The 21,531-nt window shown below is 69.5% G+C and carries 20 protein-coding genes; 4 read left to right on the top strand and 16 right to left on the bottom strand.

Going from position 1 to position 21,531, the window contains the following annotated elements; genetic code table 11:
- Positions 1-234: 234 nt before the first annotated feature.
- From CA982_RS03100 to moeA, 4 genes are all read right to left on the bottom strand, one after another.
- Complete coding sequence (locus CA982_RS03100; RefSeq protein WP_086533872.1) at positions 235-2,529, bottom strand: AAA family ATPase; 2,295 nt, start codon at positions 2,527-2,529, stop codon at positions 235-237.
- Positions 2,526-3,572 carry a CDP-alcohol phosphatidyltransferase family protein gene (locus CA982_RS03095; protein WP_244176109.1) on the bottom strand — a complete coding sequence of 349 codons (1,047 nt, stop codon included), beginning with the start codon at positions 3,570-3,572 and terminating at the stop codon, positions 2,526-2,528. Before CA982_RS03095 ends, CA982_RS03100 begins: the two co-directional genes overlap by 4 nt.
- A gap of 26 nt (positions 3,573-3,598) precedes the next feature.
- A complete protein-coding gene (locus CA982_RS03090; RefSeq protein WP_086533870.1) occupies positions 3,599-4,330 on the bottom strand; it encodes a phosphatidylserine decarboxylase in 732 nt (243 codons plus the stop codon).
- 104 nt (positions 4,331-4,434) lie between these two features.
- Positions 4,435-5,676 (bottom strand): molybdopterin molybdotransferase MoeA, encoded by a 1,242-nt coding sequence (gene moeA / locus CA982_RS03085; protein ID WP_086533869.1) that lies wholly within the window; start codon positions 5,674-5,676, stop codon positions 4,435-4,437.
- A gap of 100 nt (positions 5,677-5,776) precedes the next feature.
- Here moeA and CA982_RS03080 point away from each other — a divergent pair, with 100 nt between their 5' ends.
- On the top strand, positions 5,777-6,577 hold the full coding sequence (locus CA982_RS03080) for an HAD-IIA family hydrolase (protein WP_086533868.1): 801 nt from the start codon (positions 5,777-5,779) through the stop codon (positions 6,575-6,577).
- Between the two features lie 78 nt (positions 6,578-6,655).
- Here the strand turns inward: CA982_RS03080 and CA982_RS03075 are convergent, their stop codons facing one another.
- The 4 genes from CA982_RS03075 to CA982_RS03060 all read right to left on the bottom strand — a co-directional run bounded on the left by CA982_RS03075 (position 6,656) and on the right by CA982_RS03060 (position 10,215).
- Positions 6,656-7,114: an SRPBCC family protein gene (locus CA982_RS03075; protein ID WP_086533867.1), complete on the bottom strand. Its 459-nt coding sequence runs from the start codon at positions 7,112-7,114 to the stop codon at positions 6,656-6,658.
- A 101-nt stretch (positions 7,115-7,215) separates the two neighbouring features.
- On the bottom strand, positions 7,216-7,701 hold the full coding sequence (locus CA982_RS03070) for a DUF350 domain-containing protein (RefSeq protein ID WP_086533866.1): 486 nt from the start codon (positions 7,699-7,701) through the stop codon (positions 7,216-7,218).
- A 165-nt stretch (positions 7,702-7,866) separates the two neighbouring features.
- Entirely contained in the window at positions 7,867-8,979 is a 1,113-nt protein-coding gene (locus CA982_RS03065) for an acyl-CoA dehydrogenase family protein (RefSeq protein WP_086533865.1), read from the bottom strand.
- A gap of 42 nt (positions 8,980-9,021) precedes the next feature.
- Positions 9,022-10,215, bottom strand: a complete 1,194-nt coding sequence (locus tag CA982_RS03060; protein ID WP_086533864.1) for an acyl-CoA dehydrogenase family protein — start codon at positions 10,213-10,215, stop codon at positions 9,022-9,024.
- Positions 10,216-10,416: 201 nt separating this feature from the next.
- On the opposite strand from CA982_RS03060, the gene CA982_RS03055 reads away from it, so the two are divergent.
- Positions 10,417-11,022, top strand: coding sequence for a TetR/AcrR family transcriptional regulator (locus tag CA982_RS03055; RefSeq protein WP_208617868.1), 606 nt, complete (start codon positions 10,417-10,419; stop codon positions 11,020-11,022).
- On the opposite strand, the gene CA982_RS03050 is transcribed toward CA982_RS03055, so the two are convergent.
- The gene (locus CA982_RS03050; protein WP_086533862.1) at positions 10,983-12,218 is read right to left on the bottom strand and encodes an MFS transporter; all 1,236 of its coding nucleotides are present in this window, start codon (positions 12,216-12,218) and stop codon (positions 10,983-10,985) included. The two genes, CA982_RS03055 and CA982_RS03050, sit on opposite strands and share 40 nt — an antisense overlap.
- An 87-nt stretch (positions 12,219-12,305) precedes the next feature.
- On the opposite strand from CA982_RS03050, the gene CA982_RS03045 reads away from it, so the two are divergent.
- On the top strand, positions 12,306-12,920 hold the full coding sequence (locus CA982_RS03045) for a TetR/AcrR family transcriptional regulator (protein WP_086533861.1): 615 nt from the start codon (positions 12,306-12,308) through the stop codon (positions 12,918-12,920).
- A 9-nt stretch (positions 12,921-12,929) separates the two neighbouring features.
- Entirely contained in the window at positions 12,930-14,342 is a 1,413-nt protein-coding gene (locus tag CA982_RS03040; RefSeq protein WP_086533860.1) for an amidase, read from the top strand.
- Between the two features lie 156 nt (positions 14,343-14,498).
- On the opposite strand, the gene CA982_RS03035 is transcribed toward CA982_RS03040, so the two are convergent.
- The 7 genes from CA982_RS03035 to CA982_RS03005 all read right to left on the bottom strand — a co-directional run bounded on the left by CA982_RS03035 (position 14,499) and on the right by CA982_RS03005 (position 21,514).
- Positions 14,499-16,124 (bottom strand): solute symporter family protein, encoded by a 1,626-nt coding sequence (locus CA982_RS03035; protein ID WP_086533907.1) that lies wholly within the window; start codon positions 16,122-16,124, stop codon positions 14,499-14,501.
- A gap of 38 nt (positions 16,125-16,162) precedes the next feature.
- The gene (locus CA982_RS03030; protein WP_086533859.1) at positions 16,163-16,519 is read right to left on the bottom strand and encodes a DUF485 domain-containing protein; all 357 of its coding nucleotides are present in this window, start codon (positions 16,517-16,519) and stop codon (positions 16,163-16,165) included.
- Positions 16,520-16,676: 157 nt separating this feature from the next.
- Positions 16,677-18,443, bottom strand: a complete 1,767-nt coding sequence (locus CA982_RS03025) for a sodium/solute symporter (protein ID WP_086533858.1) — start codon at positions 18,441-18,443, stop codon at positions 16,677-16,679.
- Positions 18,440-18,838, bottom strand: coding sequence for a hypothetical protein (locus tag CA982_RS03020; protein ID WP_086533857.1), 399 nt, complete (start codon positions 18,836-18,838; stop codon positions 18,440-18,442). Before CA982_RS03020 ends, CA982_RS03025 begins: the two co-directional genes overlap by 4 nt.
- Entirely contained in the window at positions 18,831-19,646 is an 816-nt protein-coding gene (locus CA982_RS03015; RefSeq protein ID WP_086533856.1) for a LytR/AlgR family response regulator transcription factor, read from the bottom strand. The genes CA982_RS03020 and CA982_RS03015 overlap by 8 nt, the downstream gene beginning before the upstream one ends.
- Before the next feature lie 73 nt (positions 19,647-19,719).
- Positions 19,720-20,910: a sensor histidine kinase gene (locus CA982_RS03010; RefSeq protein ID WP_086533855.1), complete on the bottom strand. Its 1,191-nt coding sequence runs from the start codon at positions 20,908-20,910 to the stop codon at positions 19,720-19,722.
- Positions 20,903-21,514, bottom strand: a complete 612-nt coding sequence (locus CA982_RS03005; protein ID WP_086533854.1) for a TetR/AcrR family transcriptional regulator — start codon at positions 21,512-21,514, stop codon at positions 20,903-20,905. The genes CA982_RS03010 and CA982_RS03005 overlap by 8 nt, the downstream gene beginning before the upstream one ends.
- Between the last annotated feature and the right edge of the window lie 17 nt (positions 21,515-21,531).

Below are 21,531 nucleotides of genomic sequence, written 5' to 3'. Positions count from 1 at the left end.
GGGTGTGTTCCGGGACTCACCCGGTTCCCGTCAGCAGCCACATTCGTCGACTGGGCAGGCAATTCCGTCGACTGGGCAGGAGATCTCGTCGACTGTGCGTCCGGCCGGGACGGTCGACGAGAGAATCTGCCCAGTCGACGGACAAGGCCGCCCAGTCGACGAAAAAGGCTGCCCAGTCGACGGGAAAGCCCGCACAGTCGACGGGAAAGCCCGCCCAGTCGACGGCGGTTGACGTCAGTCGAGCCGACGCTCGGCGTAGGCCTTGAGGTCGGCGACCTGCGCCGGATCGAGCGACGGCCGGACCCGCTTGCGGGCTTCGTCGACGTCGGCCACGGTCACCGCGGCGGCGTCGATGTCGCGACGCATGGCCGACAGCGCGGCCTCGCGCAGCAGCGCCGAGCAGTCCGCCGCCGAGTACCCCTCGAGATCGGTGGCCAGCTCGTCGAGGTCGATGCCGTCGAGCGGGACGTCGCGACCGGTGGCCCGCAGGATGTCCCCGCGGGCGTCGGCGTCGGGTGGCGGCACGAAGACGAGTCGTTCGAGCCGCCCGGGCCGGAGGAGCGCCGGGTCGATGAGGTCGGGGCGGTTCGTCGCACCGAGTACGACGACATCCTGGAGTGGTTCGACGCCGTCGAGTTCGGTGAGCAGGGCGGCGACCACGCGGTCGCCGACACCGGAGTCGGTGGACTGACCGCGGCGCGGGGCCAGCGCGTCGACCTCGTCGAGAAAGATCAGCGAGGGCGCCGACTCGCGGGCGCGGGCGAACAGGTCCCGCACCGCCTTCTCCGACGATCCGACCCACTTGTCCATCAGCTCGGCGCCTTTGACCGTGTGCACCGAGAGCTGACCCGACGCCGCGAGTGCGCGGACGACGAAGGTCTTGCCGCAGCCCGGCGGGCCGAACAGCAGCACTCCACGCGGCGGGTCGACGCCGAGTCGCGCGAAGGTGTCGGGGTGCTGCAGCGGCCAGAGGACCGCTTCGGTCAGCGCCTGTTTGGTCTCGACCATGTCGCCGACGTCGGCGAGGGTGATCGAACCCAGCGCGACCTCGGGGGAATCCGAACGGGACACCGGCCGGATGACGTCGAGGGCGCCGAGGAGATCCTCGGTGCGCAGCGAGGGCGCGGACTTCTCGGAACTCGCGCGCGTCGCGGCACGGAGCGCGGCCTCGCGGGCCAGCGCGGCGAGATCCCCGGCGACGAAACCGGGCGTGCGGGACGCGACCGACGTGAGGTCGAGATCGCCGTCGGTCGGGACGTTCGACAGGATCGCCGACAGCAGTCGCGCCCGGGTCGCGGCGTCGGGGAGGCCGATGACCAGTTCGCGGTCACAGAGTGATGGATCGCGCAACCGGGCATCGAGGCGTACCGGCTCGGCGGTGGTCGCGACGAGCGCGATGCGGCCGTCGGCGATGCCGGTGCGCAGCTCGTCGAGGATGAGGGCGGCGACCGGCTCGGGTTCGGCGGGCAGCAGCGCGTCGACGTCGGTGATCAGGAGCACCCCGCCTGCCGATCGTGCGCGGGCCACCGCGTCGGCCACCGTCCGCAGGCGGGTGGTGGCCTCCGTCGCGCCGACGGTCGGGCCGTCGACCGCGACCAGCGTGCGTGATGCGCACACCGAGCGCACCAGTGTCGCCTTGCCACCGCCGGCCGGGCCGGTGACCAGGACGCCGAGACGCGGCGTCGCACCGAGGGTGCGCAGCACTTCCGGCTCGTCGAGGGTGATGGTCAGCCACTCGGTGAGCTTGGTGATCTGGGAGTCGACGCCGACGAGCTCCGACACCGGGCGGACCGGTACGTCGGGCTCCCGGACGGGCTCGCGGACAGGGCCGGCCGCGGCGCCCGGCTGCGGGCGCCATTCGGAATCCGACACCATGCCGAGGGCGCCGGGGATCCGCGGCGAGCCGGAACCGGTCCGGTCGCCGAGCGGGGGGACCTCGCCCGCGGTCGTCGACCACAACACGGCTGTGTTGGTCTGCACGCTCACCGGCGCCGACCCCGCCCCGTCGGCGGCTGGGCCGGGCTCGGTCGCCGTGACGGTCAGCAACTCGGTGGTCCAGGTGATCCCGACCGATCGGGCCAGCGCGCGCGTGGCCTCGGTGGCGGCGAGTTCGGGTCCGAGGTCGCGGGGGAGCAGCGAGACGGCGTCTCCGACGGACAGGACCTTCCCCAGCAGCGCGCGGCGCAGCGTCGACTCGGTGATCGACTGGGTGGCCAGCGCCGAACCGCTCACCACCACGCGGTTGGCACCCTGCACCGCGACGGGCGCGAGCACGACCGTGGAGTTCTCGCGGACACCGGCGTTGGAGAAGGCGATCTCGTCGAGAAGGGCCACCCCGGTCGGTGCGGTCGCCTCGGTCGCGGCCACCACGGCTGCCGTGACGCGCGCGCCGGTGATCGACACCGCGTCCCATTCCCGCAGCGACAGAGCCGTCAGCACCTCGGGATGTACCCGGATGATGCCGCGCCGCGCCTCGGCCGCCGAGGGATTGTGCCGGGCCGTCAGAGTGAGGGAGGCGGGCGTGCTCATTCGGGCTCGCTTTCGGTCGTCTCGCCGCTTGTGCGGGTTGCCGCGACACCGGGGCCGGTGGGGCGGTTCAGGCCCAGGCGGCCGAGCGAGTTGATGACCGGCCGTCGGCGCCGACCACCGGGAGACGCCGTGCGCAGGGCGCGACGCTGGGCGCGACGTTCGGCCGGTTTGTCGTCCCAGTGTTCGGGCCGGGAGGCGACCCAGCGTCGCGCTCGCCACGCGTACGGGATGTGCAGGACGTATCCGGCGATGGCGATCATCATCAGCACGTACGGGAAGGTCACCAGCAGTGCCGCGGCTGCGGCGACGAGCACCAGCAGGCCGGCCACCGCGCGGGCCGGGATCGACGCGGTCTTCAGCGAGGAGGTCGGGACGCGGCTGACGGCCAGGAAGGCGACGAAGATCAGCCACCCGCCGACGGCCGGCAGCGACGTCCACCATCCGTCGCCGAACTGCTGCTCCAGCCCGATGGGCAGGAGCGCACAGATCGCCGCGGCGGGCGCGGGGACGCCGACGAAGAAGTCCTTGGTGTAAGCGGGTGCTTCGTCGTCGTCGAGCAGGGTGTTGAACCTCGCCAGTCGCAACACGATGGCGCAGCAGTAGATCAGCGCGAGCACCCAGCCGAGGTCGTGACCGTCGATGAAGTGGAAGTAGATGATCATCGCCGGGACCACGCCGAAATTGATCGCGTCGGCCAGCGAGTCGATCTCGGCGCCGATGCGACTCGTCGCTCCCATCAGGCGTGCGACCCGGCCGTCGATGCCGTCGAGGAACGCGGCCGCGACCAGGAGTGCCATCGCGGTGTCGACGTCGCCGTTGATCGCCGATCGCATGGCCGTGAGGCCTGCGCAGATCGCGAGGATCGTCAGCGACGACGGGATGACGATGCGGCCGGCCTGTGCCTGGCGGCGCAGACGCCGACGCTCCGGCTCCCGCGGAACTGGATGTGCCTGTGCGTGCCGGCTGGCCGAGCGCGCGGTCGGGATGCGCGCGGTGCGCGAGCCGGGGCGTCGGCGCCCGGAGTTCGTGGAGGATGAGGTCATGTCGGTCGGGTTCACCGGGCCGGAGTTCACTGGTCCAGGTACGTGAACGGGGTCTCGCCGCCGACCGCGCGCTGGCCGACCGAGACGCGGGGCCGGGTGCCGGCGGGGAAGTAGACGTCGACGCGCGAGCCGAATCGGATCAGCCCGTAGGTCTCGCCGATCGCCAGCGAGTCCCCGACCGACGGCTCGCACACGATCCGACGGGCGATGAGACCGGCGATCTGCACGACCGCCAGCTCGGGGCCGGGTGCGCCGTCTGCGGCGGTGGTGCGGATGGTCATCGTGGTGCGCTCGTTGTCACGGCTGGCCTCGGGCAGGTCGGCGGAGACGAATGCACCGGGCGTGTGGGTCACGGTGGTCACCGTGCCCGCGATCGGCACGCGCTGCACGTGCACGTCGAAGATCGACAGGAAGGTCGAGACCCGGGGCAGCGGCTGTGTGCCCAGGCCGGACTCGGCGGGCGGGACGGCTTCGTCGACGAGGGCGATGGTCCCGTCCGCGGGTGCGACCACCACGCCGGGCTCGCTGGGCGTGACCCGCTTCGGATGCCGGAAGAAGGCCGCGCACGCCCCGGCGGTCAGCGCGGCCGGCCGGGCGATCCAGCGGTGCCTGCGACCCAGGAGGGCGACGGCGGCCGGAGCGGCGACGAACGGCACACCTGCCGGGTGGATCGGGGGGATGGTCTCTCGGGCCAGATCGAGAAAATGGGCGACACGGCCGGTGTCACCGGAGCCGTCCGGACGCGGACGTCGGGCCACGATCAACCTCCTCTGGCCTGTGTCCAGGCCGGGTACTCGGTGCGCACCCCATCGCCGGGTGCATCGGCGTCCACTCTAGAGCGCCGCCACCGCGGGCCTCGTCGTCAGCGCAGGACCAGCACCTCCACCAGGGCTCCCGCCTCGACCGCCTCGACGTCGGCGGGGATGTCGATCAGCGCGTCGGCCTCGGCCAGGTAGCGCAGGTGATGGGAGGCGGGTGGGCCGATCGGATCGACCCCGACGGTCCCGTCGAGGTGGCCTGCGTCGAGTACGCCGCGCAGGAACTGTCGTTTGCCGCGGGGTGAGCGGATGCCGGCGCCGAGCCGGGCCTCGACCCGCTCCCGGTCGGCAGGCAGGGCCATCGCGGCGCGCAATGCCGGCCGGATGAACACCTCGAAGGACACGAGCGCACTGACGGGGTTGCCCGGCAGGGTGATGATCGGTACCCGAGTCCCGTGTGACGAGGGGAAGTGGCCGCAGCCCTGTGGCATACCCGGTTGCATCGCGACCTTCACGAATTCGACGGTCCCGGTCGCTGCCAGTGCGTCCTTCACCACCTCGAAGGCGCCTGCGCTGACGCCGCCCGAGGTGATGATCAGATCGGCATCGTCGGCGACCTCGTCGAGCCGCGCGGCGAAGTCCGCGGTGTTGTCCGGCACGAAGTGCAGGTGACGACCGATCGCGCCGGCCTCGCTGACCGCGGCGGTCAGCATCGCACCGTTGGACTCGTAGATCTGCCCGTGGCGCAGCGGTTTTCCGGGCTCGACGAGCTCCGAGCCGGTGGACAGCACGACCACGCGCAACCGGCGGGCGACGGCGACCTCGGCGATGCCCAGTGCGGCGAGCAAGCCGATCTGCGGCGCGCCGATCACCGTGCCGGCCGGTAGCGCCCGGGTGCCCGACTCGATGTCGGAGCCGCCGCGCCGGATGTGCCTGCCGCGCTCGGGTGCTGCGGTGAAGGTGACGGTGGCCGCGGCGGCCACCGGCCCGACCACGGCGTCGGTCAGTTCGACCGGGACGACCGCATCGGCGCCCGCGGGCATCGGGGCGCCGGTCATGATGCGGTGTGCGGTCCCCGGTTCGAGCGTGAGGTCGTCGGTGCGGCCGGCGGGGATGTCCGCGGCGACCGGCAGGGTGACCGGTGAATCGGTGCTCGCCTCCGCGAGATCGGCGGCGCGCACGGCGAATCCGTCCATCGCGGAGTTGTCGAAGCCGGGCAGGGACAGCGGGGCGTCGACGTCGGTGAACGTGGCGAGACCCAGCGATTCGGGCACTGCGACCGTCGACGGTTCGGGCGCGCCGAACAACGCCGCGACGATGCGCTGATGCTCTACGACGGTACGCATGCGCTCAGCATGCCAGGTGCCGCCGCGGGCGCCACCGCCGTCCCGGCGGTGGCCGGAGCCTGTCCTGCGACGCAGCTGCCCGAGGACTACATTCGTGCGCATGGCGCTGGGTCTGCTGCTCGACATCGACGGGGTGATGGTCACCTCGTGGCAGGCGCTGCCGGGCGCGGTCGAGGTCATCGCCGAACTCGCCGACCAGGGCATCCCGCGGATGTTCCTGACCAACACGACGTCCCGTTCGCGCGGTGAGATCGCCGAGGCGCTCACGTCGTCCGGCTTCGAGGTGAAGCCGGACGAGATCCTGTCGGCGGCCAAGCTGACCGCCGAACACGTCGCCGTCACGTACCCGGGCAAGCGGGTGTGGGTGCTCAACCAGGGACCGATCGCCGAGGACATGACCGGCGTGGAGCTGACCGACGATCCCGCGACGGCCGAGGTGGTGGTACTCGGCGGCGCCGGCTCGGTGTTCACCCACGCGACGCTGTCGAAGGTCCTGGAGATGCTGCTCGACGGTGTCCCGGTGATCGCGATGCACCGGTCGATGACCTGGTCGACGTCGACCGGTCTGAGCATCGACACCGGGGTGTACCTCGAGGGCCTCGAAAAGGCTTCGGGCGCAAAGATCAAGGCCATCGGCAAGCCCTCGCCGGTCGGTTTCCGGGCGGCCACCGAGATCCTGGGTCTCGAGCCGACCCAGGTGGTGATGGTCGGCGACGACATGCACAACGACGTCCTGGGGGCCCAGGCTGCGGCGCTGATCGGCGTGCTGGTGCGCACGGGCAAGTTCCGCGAGGAGGCGCTGCATGCGTTGCAGCGTGACGAGTTCGGGCCCTACCCCGACCACATCATCGACTCGGTCGCCGACCTCCCCGAGCTCATCGGCAAGCTCAGCGGAACCTGATCCCCGCGCCCTGAGGAGCGGGCTTGCGAGCGTTGTTCCCCGCCCCCTGAGGAGCGGGCTTGCGAGCGTCTCGAAGGGTCAGTTGGACTCGGCGGCGCGCTTGATCTTGCCGAGGGTCTCGGCCATCCCGAGTTTCAGTTCCTCTTCGAACGAGTCGGCTCCGCCGAAGAGCTTGTCGACGAGAACCGACGACACCTTGGTGGTCGATCCGTTGACCTCACGGCGCTCGGTGACCGTGACCCCGGCGTCCTTCGGGGTGATGGTGTAGCTCCAGACGGTGTGGTTCTCCGCGACCCGGAAACCGAGTTCCTGGTTCGGGGTGAAGCGGACGACCTTGGAGGTGGTCGGCCACACCAGCGGGCCCCGACGGTTGATGTTGATGGTCTTGGTCCCCAACCCGACGGTTCCGCCGCGGATGATCATCTTCTTGCACTGGGGGCTCCACTCGCCCATGCGCTTCAGATCGGCGATCACCGACCACACCTGCTCGGGCGTGGCGTCGATGTCGATGGATTCCTCGATGAGTGCTGCGGTCATGGTCGCTCACCCTATGGGCTTGTTGGCCGAGGGTCAATAAGCATGTTCGAGTGCCTGAGTCAACCCCGGAAAACGCGTGGACCAGCGGCGTCGCGCCGAACTCAGACCAGCAGGGTCATCCCGATGACGGCGCCCACGGCGACGAACACCGCGGCCGTGATCCAGCCTGCGGGATGTTCGTCGGCGGCTCTGCGGCCGGTTGTCACGGCGTCGTCGGGGGTCCGGTCGTCGCCCGGGGACCCGTCGAACAGCAGGGTCCCGAGCTTCCCGGGCGTGAGCCAGTCGATCAGCACGAACGACCACATCATCACCGCGATCGTGAGCACCGAATAGGCCACGGTGTAGAGCAGCGCGCGCCACAGCTCCAGGAGCTCGGTGTCGATGACCGAACACACCAGCACGATCGCGAGCCCGATGACCGTCGACGTGGTCAGAAGCACCGCGTTGCGGTTGTGTTCGATCCACACCAGCTGCCGCAGCCGGCCGGGCGTCACCAGGTCGAGTGCCGCGAATCCGAGGATGAGCACGGCGATGCCGACCAGGCTGAACGACGCGCCCGCGGCCAGATTGTCCCGCAGCAGTTCCATCCGGCTCCCTCTCGGTTCACGACACCGTCACTGGGCTTGCCCCGACAACGACTTCAGCGAAGGCCCGCACGCGGGAAGCGCACAAGGACCTTCGCTGAAGGACAGTAGCCGGGGCGCAGCTCCGCAGCACCCCTTCCGGCGCGTGTCCGGAGGAGATTCGGGGTGTCAGCCGACGCTGAGCATGTCGTAGGTGTCGACGTTCTCCGCCAGGCGGGTCACATGGTCCGCCGCGTCGCCGAGGGTGTGGCTGATCGCCGTCAGCCGGCTCACGTAGTGCGCGATCGGGTATTCGGCGGTCATGCCGATACCGCCGTGCATCTGAATCGCTTCCTGACCGATCAGGCGCGCGGAGCGGCAGATCTGCAGCTTGGCCCGCGACGCGATGATGGGGTCGGCGATCCCATCGGCCAGCGCGGACGTCGCGTAGAGGCTGAGGCTGCGCGCGAGTTCGAGCTGGACGTACATGTCGGCGGCCCGATGGGTGAGGGCCTGGAAAGCCGACAGGGTGACGCCGAACTGCTTGCGCGACTTCAGGTATTCGACGGTCAGGTCCAGGCTGCGTTCCATCGCGCCGACGGCCTCGGCGCACAGTGCGGTCTGGATGCCGACCTCGGCGTCGGCGATCGTCTGCGACGCATCGCCGGTGCCCAGTCGCGTTGCCTTGACGTCGCTGAACTCGATCTGCGCGCCACGACGGCGATCGTGCGTCCGGTACGGCGTCCGGGTGACGCCCTCGGCGTCGGCGTCGACGAGGTAGAGGCCGACGCCATTGTCGTCGCGGGCCGACACGATCAGCTTGGCTGCGCAATCACCATGTCCGACAAGGCTCTTGGTGCCGTTGAGCACGCCGTCGGCGGACGCGGTGGTCTCCACCCGCGCCTCTGGCCAGCGGTCGCCGGGCTCGGTGTGTGCGAAGGCCATCAGCAGTTCGCCCGACGCCAGTGCGGTCCGCAGCTCGGTGCGGGTCGCGTCGTCGGCGAGGCCGAGCAGCGAGCCGGGGACGAGCACCGAGTCGAGGTAGGGCTCGGGGGCCAGCGCACGGCCGAGTTCGGTCATGACACTGGTGAATTCGACCGGGCCGGCGTCCATGCCGCCCTCGTCCTCGGGGAAGGTCAGGCCGAGGATGCCGATCTCGGCCAGCGACTTCCACACCTTCTCGCTCCAGCCGAGATCGGTGTCGGTGACCTTGCGCAGCGTCTCGACGTCATAGGTCTTGGTGAGGACCTCGCGAACGGTGTCGCGCAGCATCCCCTGCTCTTCGGAAAGCTCGAAATCCATGGTGTTCCTTTGGTGAGGTCGGAAAGAGGTCGTGGTCGGCGCTCAGAGGCCGAGGACGGCCTTGTCGATGATCTGGCGCTGGACCTCCGACGACCCGCCGTAGATCGTGACCTTGCGGTAGTTCAGGTAGGTCGGCGCGGCGAGCTGGGCCCACTCGGGAGCGCTCACCTCGGCGCTGCCGTTCGGTGCCGAGGCGTCGAGCTGTGCGACCGGGAGCGAGTCGGGGCCCGCGATGTCGGCGATCAGCTCCATGGCGGCCTGCTGCAGCTGGCTGCCGGTGAGCTTGAGCAACGACGACGCCGGGTTCGGCTTGCCGTCGGCCGACGACGCGGCGACACGCAGCTGGGTGAGTTCGAGGGCGAGCAGTTCGTTCTCGACCTCGGCCAGACGCGCGGCGAACAGCGGATCGTCGAGCAGGGTGCCCTTCGCGGTCCGGGTCTGCTTGGCGAGTTCCTTGGCGCGCGCGAGCTTGGCCTTGGTGTAGCCGACGCGGGCGATGCCGTTGCGCTCGTTGCCGAGGAGGAACTTCGCCTGCGTCCAGCCGCTGTTCTCCTCGCCGACCATGTTCTCGGCGGGCACCCGGACGTCGTTGAAGAAGACCTCGTTGACCTCGTAGCTGCCGTCGATGAGCTGGATCGGCCGGATCTCGACGCCCGGCGTGTCCATCGGGAACAGGAACATGCTGATGCCGGCCTGCTTCTTGACATCGGGATTGGTGCGCGCGAGGCAGAAGATCCAGTCCGCGAACTGGCCGAGCGTGGTCCACGTCTTCTGGCCGTTGATGACGTAGTCGTCGCCGTCGCGGACCGCGCGGGTCTTGAGCGAGGCCAGGTCGGAGCCGGCCTCGGGCTCGGAGAAGCCCTGGCACCACCAGATGTCGAGGTTGGCGGTCTTGGCGAGGAAGCGTTCCTTCAGCTCGGGGGACCCGAACTGGGCGATGACCGGACCGATCATGCCCACGTTGAACGGCAGCATGTCGGGGACGAACGCCAGGCTCATCTCCTCGCGGTAGATGTGGTGCTGGATCGGGGTCCAGTCCTTGCCGCCGTGTTCCACCGGCCAGCTCGGGGTGGCCACACCGTGCTCGTTGAGGATGCGCGTCGTGGTGACGAGGTCCTCGGGGTACTGGAGCTTGCCCTCTTCGCACCGCTTGCGAACGTCTTCGGGGACCTTGGCGAAGATGCCGCGCAATTCCTCGCGGAAGGCCTCTTCTTCAGGACTGAATTTCAGCTGCATGGGTTCTTCTCTACTCCTGTCGAGGGTGTCCGTACCCCGGGCGATGACCTCTGCCGTGTGTACTCCAGCTGGGAAAACCCGGCCGAGCCACGAATGACTAAGCGCTTGCTTAGTGATAGGTTGCACTATGCCGCGCGGGCCGGAGGCTGTCAATCACGGGCTCGTTGCGATGACCAGTCCGACCGTTTCGAGAGGGTGACGATGGGCCCGTCCGCCGATCCGGCGTCGCCAGCGCGGCCGATGGCCGCTCGGGCCCGGCTCCTGCGCGCCGCCGTCGAGGCGTTCGCCGCGAAGGGGTTCAACGGCACCACCACGAGGGACATCGCCAACGGTGCGCAGATGAGCTCGGCGGCGGTCTACGTGCACTTCCGCTCCAAAGAGGAGCTGCTGTTCGAGATCTCCGACGCGGGTCACCGCGCGATTCTCGCGGCGATCGACGACGCCGACGATCCGTCGGCCGCACCCGGTGACCGGCTGCGGGCGATCGTCCACGCGTTCACCGAGCACCATGCGCGCGAACACGTGGGCGGGCGGGTGGTGAACTATGAACTGAACGCGCTCGCGCCCGACCACCTCGACACCGTGATGGCCATGCGCCGCGAGATCACCCGACGGGTGCGCGCGATCGTCGACGCCGGGATCGGCAACGGGGACTTCGCCGTTGCCGATTCACTCGCCACCACCAACGCGATGCTGTCCATGGGAATCGATGTCGCGCGCTGGTATCGCGAGGACGGTGCGCTCTCGCCGGCGCAGATGGGGGACTTCTACGCGGAACTGGCCATGCGGATGGTCGGTTCGTCGTAGTCGGCCGGTGAGCGGCGGCGCATGACGATGGTCAGGATCGCGCCGATGAGTGCGACGACCAGCACGTAGCCGACGTAGCCGATGATCGTGTCGCGTAGTCCGATGTGCGACACCACGATCCCGGCGATGACCGCCGGCACGCTGAATGCGAGATAGCTGGCCACGAAGACCGAGGAGAAGACCTGGCCGCGCTGGGCCGGGGGCGTGGCGGCCGAGATGTTGTCCATCGCCCCGAGGAAGGTCGCCGCCCACCCGGAACCGGCCACGACGGAGCCGATCACGTACAGCGGAAGCGATTCGACGAGAACTCCGGACAGGGAGATCAGCACGCCCGCCGCCAGGGCGGGATAGCCGAAGGCGGACTTGACGGTCGACGAGCGGCCGGTGATGAGCAGTGAGGTGACCGCCGCGCAGGCGAAGAACACGAACAGGATCAGGCCGGCGGCGCCGTGATTGGTGACGCCGAAGACGCGGGAGACCACCGACGACCCGAGGGACAGGTAGAGCCCGCCGAGCGACCAGGTCGCGATGAGTGCCGGGGTCGAGGCGAAGAACACTCCGCGGACGACCCGGGGCACACTGATCTGCGGGGCGAGTGTCACTGCGAGGTGCCGCCGGGAATCGAAACCGGCTCGCTCCCCGGTCTCCGGGACCACGAGTAGGGCGATCAGCAGGGCCGCGAACAGGGCCAGGATGATCTCGAAGACGAGAATGCGTGGGGCCGGGGCGTATTCGACGAGCAGGCCGGCGACGGCCACTCCACCGGCCAGGCCCATGGCGGGGGCCGCGCCGATGATCGTCGAACCCATGCGGGCGGTGGGCTGGAGATCGACGGTCGTCGCGGTCAGGGTGCCCATCGCCGCGCCGGTTGCGAGGCCCTGCAGGGCGCGGGCGGCGAGCAGGGTGCCGACGTCGCCGGCGACCACGAACAGGACCATGCTGACGATCAGGAGGGCCAGGGCGACCGCGAGGACGGGGCGCCGGCCGATGTGGTCGGACAGCGAGCCGACCGTGAGCAGGCTCATCAGCATCGTCACGACGTAGACCGCGAAGACCAGGGTCAGCGTCAGCGACGAGAAGCCCCACAGCTGCTGGTAGACGGGATACAGCGGCGACGGCGCGGCCGAGGCGAACAGGACCATCACATAGGTCGCGGCGATCAGCCAGAACGCGCGATGTGGGTGCAGCGGCGCCATCTCGTCTCCTTAACGCAAAAGGCATTGCGTTTACGAAGGTAGCGGTGCCGAGGCCCCAAAAGCAATCAGCTTTGCAATAATGGTCGCATGACGAGTGCCAGCGCACCAGCCCAGCCAACGTCGGCCGATTCGGGTGCACCCGCGCGCCGGCCCGGTGGCCGTAGCGCCCGTGTGCAGTCCGCCGTCTATTCGGCCGTCGGGCAGCTGGTCGGTGCCGGACGCCGTGAGACGATGACGATCCCGGAGGTCGCCGAGCTCGCCGGGGTCAACCCGACCAGCATCTATCGACGGTGGGGGTCCATCGACGCACTGCTCGGGGAGGTGGCGGTGGCGGCGTTGACGCAGGGCGAACCGCTGCCCGACACCGGCACCCTCGCCGAGGACCTCGCGGAATGGGCGCAGATCATCGCCGCCGATATCGCGCGTCCGAAGCGCCGGGCCTACCTGCGCGCCATGGTCGCGGCCCGCCAGGACATCGTCGAGGTCTGCCCCTGCTGGGAGATCCGGCGCGAGCACGCCGAGCAGATGATCGCGCGGGCACGGGACCGCGGTGAACCCACGCCGTCCGTGCGGCAGGTGCTCGACCACGTGATCGCGCCGCTGTATCACCACGCGGTGTTCGGGCTCGACCTCGACGCCGATCACGCCTCGGACCTGGTGGATGACGTCTTGTCGATGATCGGGGTTGCGCCGAGACGGTAGGGTCCGGGCATGAAACACGTCCACGCGTTCACCGACGACGCACTCGGCGAGCACGACGCGGTCGGCATCGCCGACGCGATCTCCGCCGGCCAGATCTCCGCAGCGGAAGCTGTCGAGGCCGCCATCGCCCGTATCGACGCCGTCAACCCGCACCTCAACGCGATCGCCTTCGATGATCGCGAGCGAGCACGGAAACGCGCCGTCGACAACGACTTCCCGCTGGGATCGTTCATCGGTGTGCCGTCGATCATCAAGAACAACACCGACTTCGCGGGACTGCCGACCCGCCATGGGTCGGCGGCGGTGCCGGCGCGACCGGCCGACGCCAACGAGGCCTTCACCAACCAGTTCCTGGCCAGCGGCGTCAACGTCGTCGGCGCGTCGACGATGCCCGCCTTCGGGCTGACCTCGACGACGGAGTTCGTCGACCGCGAGCCGACGCGCAACCCATGGGACACCGACTACTCCTCGGGCGGGTCGTCGGGTGGTTCGGCAGCGCTGGTCGCCTCCGGTGCGCTGCCGATCGCGCACGCGAACGACGGTGGTGGGTCGATCCGCATTCCCGCCGCCATCTGTGGCCTGGTGGGGCTCAAGCCGAGTCGCGGGCGGGTCGAGTCGTCGAAGGAGACGCGGGACGCGCCGATCGACCTGGTGTCCAACGGGATCGTCAGTCGCTCGGTGCGGGACACCGCGCGATTCCTGGCCGACACGCAGGGATTCAAACCCGCGCCCGGGATGCCGCCGGTCGGGATCGTCGAGGGTCCGGGGACCAAGCGACTGAAGATCGCGCTGATCACCGAACCGCTGACCGGCTCGTTGCTCGACCGCGACACCCAGCGATGTGTCGCCGAGGCGGCCGAACTCGTCGAGTCTCTCGGGCACCGCACCGAGATGGTCCCGTTGCCGGTCGACCGCGACTACGTCCGGGACTTCATCGACTACTGGTCCCTGCTGGCCCTGGCGCTGGATCGGTTCGGAAAGCGGGTCGTCGACAAGGGCTTCGACCGGTCGCAGGTGGACTCGTTCACGCGGGGATTGTCGCGCAGCGCCCTCCGGCACTTCTACCGGTTGCCCGGCGCGGTCCGGGGGCTGAAGAAGTCCACCGCCACGATCCGGGGTCTGCACGACACCTTCGACGTGATCCTCACCCCGACCGTCGTCCACGCGACACCGCAGATCGGATATCTCGATCCGGCAATCGAATTCGACGAGGCGATGGACCGGCTGACCAAGTTCATCGCGTTCACCCCCGCCAACAACACCGCGGGTACCCCGGCGATCAGTCTTCCACTCGGACAGACGGAGTCGGGTATGCCCGTGGGCATCCACTTCGCCGCCGACCTCGGCCAGGAGCGCACCCTCCTCGAGCTGGCCTTCGAACTCGAGGCGGCCCGGCCGTTCGCGCGGATCCAGGACGCCTGAGGTGCGTAATCCGCTCCCGCGGTGACGTTTCCGTTCCGCTTATTGGATCCGATAAGCGTGACGGAAACCGCGCCGCGGGAAGGGCCCCACACCAACGACAGACGCACCACCGAAGATCGGTGGTGCGTCTGTCGATGCGGATCGAGCGCGAGTGACCTAGTGCTGCACGGCCTTCTCGGCGCCGATGCCGGTGAGGGACCGAACTTCCATCTCCGCGTTGCGTTCCGGGGTGCCGTTGTCCGATGGAGTCGTCAGCGTGCCGACGATACCGAGGATGAAGGCCAGCGGGATCGAGATGATGCCGGGGTTGGCCAACGGGAACCAGGCGAAGTCGGCGCCGGAGATCATGGCGGTCGACGACCCGGAGACGGCGGGGGAGAAGATGATCAGCACGATCGTGGAGATCAGACCGCCGTACATGCTCCACAGGGCGCCGCGGGTGTTGAAGCGCTTCCAGTAGAGCGAGTAGACGATCGTCGGCAGGTTCGCGGCCGCGGCGATCGCGAAGGCCAGCGCCACCAGGAAGGCGATGTTCTGGCCGTTGGCGAGGATGCCGAGGACGATGCTCACGATGCCGAGGACGACGACGGTGTACCGCGAGACGCGGACCTGATCGGCCTCACTTGCCTTGTTGCGCTTGATCACCGAGGCGTAGATGTCGTGGGCGAACGACGCCGACGCCGTGATGGCGAGGCCGGCGACCACGGCGAGGATGGTCGCGAAGGCGACCGCCGAGATGATGCCCAGCAGTACGACGCCGCCCAGCTCGAAGGCCAATAGCGGTGCGGCCGAGTTCTGTCCGCCGGCGGCGTCGAGGATCTTGTCCGGTCCGACCAGTGCCGCCGCGCCGTAACCGAGCACCAGGGTGAACAGGTAGAAGGCGCCGATGAGGGCGATGGCCCAGACCACCGATTTGCGGGCCTCCTTCGCGGTGGGCACGGTGTAGAAGCGCATCAGCACATGCGGCAGGCCCGCGGTGCCGAGGACGAGCGCGATGGCGAGCGAGATGAAGTTGATCTGGCTCGTCAGCGAACCGCCGTACTGGGCGCCGGGAGCGAGAACGTCACGCGCGGCGACCTTTTCGCTGGTCGAGTCGGTCACCGCATCCTGTGCCGCACCCAGGATCGACGACAGGTTCATGCCGAACTTGGCCAGGACGATGAACGTCATGATGCCGGCGCCCGCGATGAGCAGGACGGCCTTGATGATCTGCACCCAGGTGGTGCCCTTCATGCCGCCGATGAGCACGTAGACGATCATCAGCGCACCGACGACGGCGATGACGATGGACTGGCCGAGACGCCCCTCGATGTCGAGGAGCAGCGCGACCAGGCCGCCGGCGCCGGCCATCTGGGCGAGCAGGTAGAACAACGACACCGCGAGGGTCGAGATCGCCGCGGCCAGACGGACCGGGCGTTGCTTGAGCCGGAAGCTCAGGACGTCGGCCATCGTGAATTTGCCGGTGTTGCGCAGCAATTCGGCGACGAGCAGCAAGGCGACCAGCCACGCGACGAGGAATCCGATGGAGTAGAGGAAGCCGTCGTAGCCGTAGACCGCGATGGCGCCCGCGATGCCGAGGAAGCTGGCTGCCGACAGGTAGTCGCCGGCGATCGCGATGCCGTTCTGCGGTCCGGAGAACCCGCGGCCGCCGGTGAAGAAGTCGGCGGCGGTGTTGTTGTTCTTGCTGGCCTTGATGACCACGAACATCGTGACCGCGACGAACGCGGCGAAGATGGCGATGTTGGCGACCGGACTGCCGACGGTCGCCGCGAGGACGGTCACATCGGTGGTGTCCCCGATGCTGTTCACTACGGTGGGGCTCACAGCGAGGGACCGCCTTCCATCTCGTTGCGGATCGCCTCGGCCTTCGGGTCGAGGTTGCGATTGGCGAAGCGTACGTACATGCCGGTGATGACGAAGGTGCTGACGAACTGCAGCAGGCCGAGGATGAGGCCGAGGTTGATGTTGCCCCAGACCTGGGTCGCCATGAAGTCATGCGCGAACGCGCCGAGCAGCACGTAGACGGCGTACCAGATCAGGAAGAAGGCGGTCAGCGGAAAGACGAACTTCCGCAGGGTTCGCCGCAGTTCCTGGAACTCCGGACTGGCCTGCATCTCGATGAACTCTTCGCCGGTCGGCGCGTGTGGCGCCGGTGGTGGTTGGTCGACGGTCGACACGTTTCCTCCCAGGGTGACGTGGCCACATGTGTGATGGCTCTACGACAGTCAGCCTGAATGAGGTGCAGATCACAGGCAATCGGGTGGTCTGGATCACACGCCGAAGTCCGCGGACCGTGCGACGGACGGTCGGTGAGGTCCGACGAACGGCGAGCGGTCACCTGTCCGATCGGTCATCGGCCACCCGTCCGGGTGTGCGGTCCAGCCCCATCCCGACGCGTTCGGGCACGTGCATCCGCGCGAAGGTCCGCGCGAGGTCGGCGGGTACCTGACGTCGGGTCATCCGGCTGACCAGCACCATCGTGCCGAATGCGAGCGGCACCGTGACCGCGGCCGGGTAGCCGATCACGACCGCGAGCCACCCGCCCAACACGTCGTCGTCGACGACCCCGGCGATCGCGAGCATCGTCGCCGACCCCGATGCCGCGCCGCCGACGACGAGTCCGGCGATGGCGCCGACGGCCGTCAGCCCGCGCCACCAGATCCCCAGGACCAGCAGTGGGCACAATGTCGACGCGGCGACCGCGAACACCAATCCGACGGTCCGGGACAGTTCCAGGGAGGCGGCCGCCAGCGACAGGCCGATCGGGATCAGTCCGCCGATGACCGCGGCGACCCGGAAATCGCGGACGCGGCCGCGCAACAGATCGGTGGCGAGCGCGCCGGCGACCGACACCAGGAGCCCCGACGACGTGGCGAGGAACGCCGCGATCGCTCCTGCCGCGACGAGAGCGGCCAGGATCTGGCCGGCGATCCCGCCGACCGCCGCACTCGGCAACAGCAGGACCGCGGCATCGGCGGTCCCGGTGATCAACAGCTCGGGGACATAGAGCCGCGCGAACACCCCCAACAGGATCGGGAACAGATAGAACAGCGACAGCAACGCGATGACGGCCAGCGCTGTCCGCCGGGCCGATCGACCGTCGGGGTTGGTGTAGAAGCGCACGAGCACGTGCGGCAGACCCATCACGCCGAGGAATGTCGCGATGATCAGCGACAGCACCTGGTAGAGGGGATGATTGCCGCCGAAGCCGCCGCCCGGCGCGATCCAGTCCGCGTTCTGCGTCGGCGCGCCCGCGACGACGGGGGTGGCCGCACCGGCGTCGAGGAAGATGGTGGAGCCCGCGGAGATCACGTGCGGTCCGGTGGTGGCCACCGGCGCCTCGTCGACGACGACCCCGTCCAGCGTCCCGGTGACCCGGACGCCGGTGGTCTCGGCGACGGTGACCGACACGTCGGTGGTCACGTCGACGGTGGTCGCGGTGGTGATGCGAGGCGGTGCGGGTTCCCCGACGGGGGTGGGGTCCTGGGCGAAGACGCCGATCAGGACGAGCGCGGGGACCGCGATCGCGGTCAGTTTGAGCCAGTACTGGAAGGCCTGCACGAAGGTGATCGACCGCATGCCGCCGCCGACGACGTTGACGATGACGATCAGGCCGACGCCGACCACCCCGGCCCACACGGGGGCGCCGAGCAGGATGTTGAGGGTGAGTCCCGCACCCTGGAACTGCGGGATGAGGTAGAGCACGCAGACGACGACCACGACGAGCATCGCGGTCTTCCGTGCGGCCGAGGAGGCGAGGCGGAACTCGGCGAAGTCGGGCACGGTGTAGGCCCCGGAACGACGCAGGGGCGCGGCGACGAACAGCAGGAGGCCGAGGTAGCCCGCGGTGAAACCGACCGGATACCAGAGCGCGTCGGCGCCGTACTTCGCGATGAGGCCGGCCACCCCGAGAAACGATGCCGCCGACAAGTACTCGCCCGACACCGCAGCGGCGTTCCAGCGTGAGCCGACCGACCGGGACGCCACCAGGAAGTCGGAGGTGGTCCGCGAGAACCGGCCGCCCCAGGCGCCGACCACGATGGTGGCGATGGCGGCGGCGAACAGGCCGACGGCGGTGAGGACGTGGACCTCGGTCGTCACGGCGGACCCGGTTCGGGTGTGTCGGACAGATCGTCATCGACGAGCCCCATGAAGTCGCGCTCGGCCTGTTCGGCGAGATGGACGTAGAGCCGTCCGGTCAGATACAGGAGCGGGAAGGCGAGGGCTCCCAGCGTCAGCCAGATGACTCGGACTCCCAGGACCTCGGCGTCGGCGATGCCCGGAAACAGCCAGGCGGCAACGGGCATCGTCATGGCGACGGCGAGCAGGGCGCCGCCGAGCCGCAGGCCCAGGCCGAGCTGGGCGCGCATGAGACCCCGGACGAGCGCGTCGCCGACCTCGGTCTGCTCCTGGACCTCGACGCGGGTGCGCACCATCCGTGCCCCGCGGCGCGCGGCGAGCACGACGCGTTCCCGCTGGGGTGGGTGCTCAGCCATCGTCGCGGCCGGTGGGGGAACGGTACTGGCGCAGTGGGTCCCGGATGAGACGATCCTTCAGTTCGCGGACCTGACGCCGGCTCACGGGTAGTTCCACGGCGTCGGACGCGCCGTTCGCCCGCACGCACACCACCGTGCCGCCGCCGACGGTGCGCAATCCGGTGACCATCGGCAGCGCGACGAGATAGGACCGGTGAACCCGCGCGAAACCGGTCTCCTGCCAGCGTGATTCGAGGGTGGACAACGGGATGCGCACGAGGTGCGCGCCGGATTCCGCGTGCAGGCGGGCGTAGTCGCCGACGGCCTCGACCCAGGAGATCGAGTCGCGCCGGACCAGTGAGGTCACGCCGCTCATCTCCACCGGGATGACGTCGTCCGAGCCGCTCCGGCGTTCGGGGCGAGCGGTCGGCTGCTCGGGTTCGGGTGCGCGTCCCCGACTGTCGAGGCTGGCGCGGACCCGCTCGACCGCCTGCGTGAGACGTTGCTCGCGAAGGGGTTTGAGCAGGTAGTCGACTGCGCCGACCTCGAACGCGTCGACGGCCCGGTCGTCGTGGGCGGTGACAAAGACGATCGCCGGCGGTGAGGCGTACTTAGCGAGTACGCCGGCGAGTTCGAGTCCCGAGAGGCCGGGCATGTTGATGTCGAGGAAGATCGCGTCGATGCGGTGTTCGTTGAGTTCGCGGAGGGCGCCGGTGGCGTCGGAGGCCGAGTGGACCTCGGCGACGTCGTCCTGCCGGTTCAACAGGTAGCCGAGCTCGTCGAGAGCGGGTGGTTCGTCGTCGACCGCGAGTACCACCAGTGCGGTCATGGAACACCTCCCGCCTCGACGACAGACCGCAGTTTACCGCCCGCGCCGCCGGGTACCTGCCGAAACCCTGTGTTCACGCCCGGATGCCCGCCCGGAACTTCGGAACGCGCATGCCCACCTTGGTGCCGGCGCCGACCGCCGTCTCGACGACGAGCCCGTAGTCGTTGCCGAAGGCGGCGCGCAGACGGTGGTCGACATTGGTGAGTCCGACGTGCGCACCCTCGCTGTGATCGAGGGCGTCCAGCGCGCCGCTGCGCAGTAGCTCCGGTTCCATGCCGACGCCGTCGTCTTCGACGGTGATGACGCAGTCGGTGCCCTCGTCGGCCGCGACGATCGTGATCGTGCCCCCGCCCTTCGATGCCAGGCCGTGCCGGACGGCGTTCTCGACGAGCGGCTGCAGCGCGAGGAACGGTACGACGACGTTCAAGACCTCGGGTGCGACATGCAGTTTGACGTCGAGCGCGTTGCCGAAGCGGGCTCGTTCGAGCGTCAGGTAGCGGTCGATGTTGCGCAACTCGTCGGCGAGGACCGTGTATTCACCGGCCGCGCGGAAGGAGTAACGGGTGAAGTCGGCGAAGTCGAGGACGAGTTCGCGCGCCCGGTCGGGGTCGGTCCGCACGAACGAGGCGATGGTGTTGAGCGCGTTGTAGATGAAGTGCGGACTGATCTGCGCGCGCAGGGCGAGGACCTCGGCGCGGTTGAGCCGTGCGCGTGATGCGTCGAGGTCGGCGAGTTCGATCTGGCTCGACGCGTACCGCGCGACTTCGGCGATGGCGCCGAGCATTCCGGGGCCGGGCCGTCGCGTGGTGGCCACCACCAGGACCCCGACCCCGACGTCGTCGGCGAGGAGGGGCTGGGCCACGAGAGCACGTACCGGCGACTCGGCGCCACTGGGGTCGGTGAGCAGTACGCGTCGGAGGTCGCCGAGCGCGGAGGCCGCCGCGCGGTCGGCATGACCGAGCATCTCGTCGTCCCAGATGTCGTCGCCGTCGGGCAGATGGGCGAGGCGGCTCGGTTCACCGTCGTAGAGCGCGACCGCCTCGGCGGCGGTCAGTGTGTGCAGGTGGGGCAATGCCTCACGCGCGGACTCCGCCGACAGTCCGGTACGCAGTGAGCGCGCGGCGAGGGAGGCGGTGTGCAGGGCCAGGTGGACCGCCCGCTCGGCGGGGGTCCGCACGACGCGTCGGGTGCGGATCAGCACCACCGCGCCGACGCAGGCGAGCACGCCGAGCAGGACGAGCGCGATCGTCACCCCGCTAGACATCGGCGTTCCCGGTACGGCCGGCGGCGCCGTTGCCGTTGTCTCCGTGGGGCAGCGAGGAGACGGCGAGATCGATGAGGGTGTGCCTGTCGGCGTGCCACTTGTCGGGTGGCAGGTGGCCGTGGGTGTCCAGGTCGGTGAGGCCGTGGGCCGCCGCGAAGAGCAGCGCCGCATGGTGTCGTGCCGCGTCGGCGCCGACGATGCGGCCCACGAGGGACACGAGACCGTCCTGTGCACGTGCGGCCGCGGGGATCGCCGGCGCGCCCGCCGGGGTCGCGAACATGAGCCGGTAGAGATGTGGCCGGCCCAGTCCGAGGTCGGACAGCGCGTGTAGCGCCGACCGCACGGCGTCCCCGGGGGACCGTTCGGCGTCGGACGAGATGGCGTCGAGTCCATCGGCGACGACCGCCCATGCGTCGGCGGCGACCGCCGCCAGCAGTTCGTCCTTCCCCACGAAGTGCCGGTACGCGGCGGACCGGGAAACCCCGGCGCCACTGCCGACTTCGCGCAGGGTCACCGCTTCCGGTCCGCCGTGATCGAGGAGGGCCGACGCCGCCACCAGCAGCGCCTGCCTGGTGTGCGCCGCGCTCTCGGCCCTGGTGGTCATCGCCTCACCCTACAGTT

The sequence above is a fragment of the Gordonia lacunae genome, from assembly GCF_002149015.1.
Lineage (GTDB): Bacteria > Actinomycetota > Actinomycetes > Mycobacteriales > Mycobacteriaceae > Gordonia > Gordonia lacunae.
The sequence above is the reverse complement of the archived record's forward strand: the minus strand, read 5'-3'. Positions and strand labels throughout refer to the sequence as shown.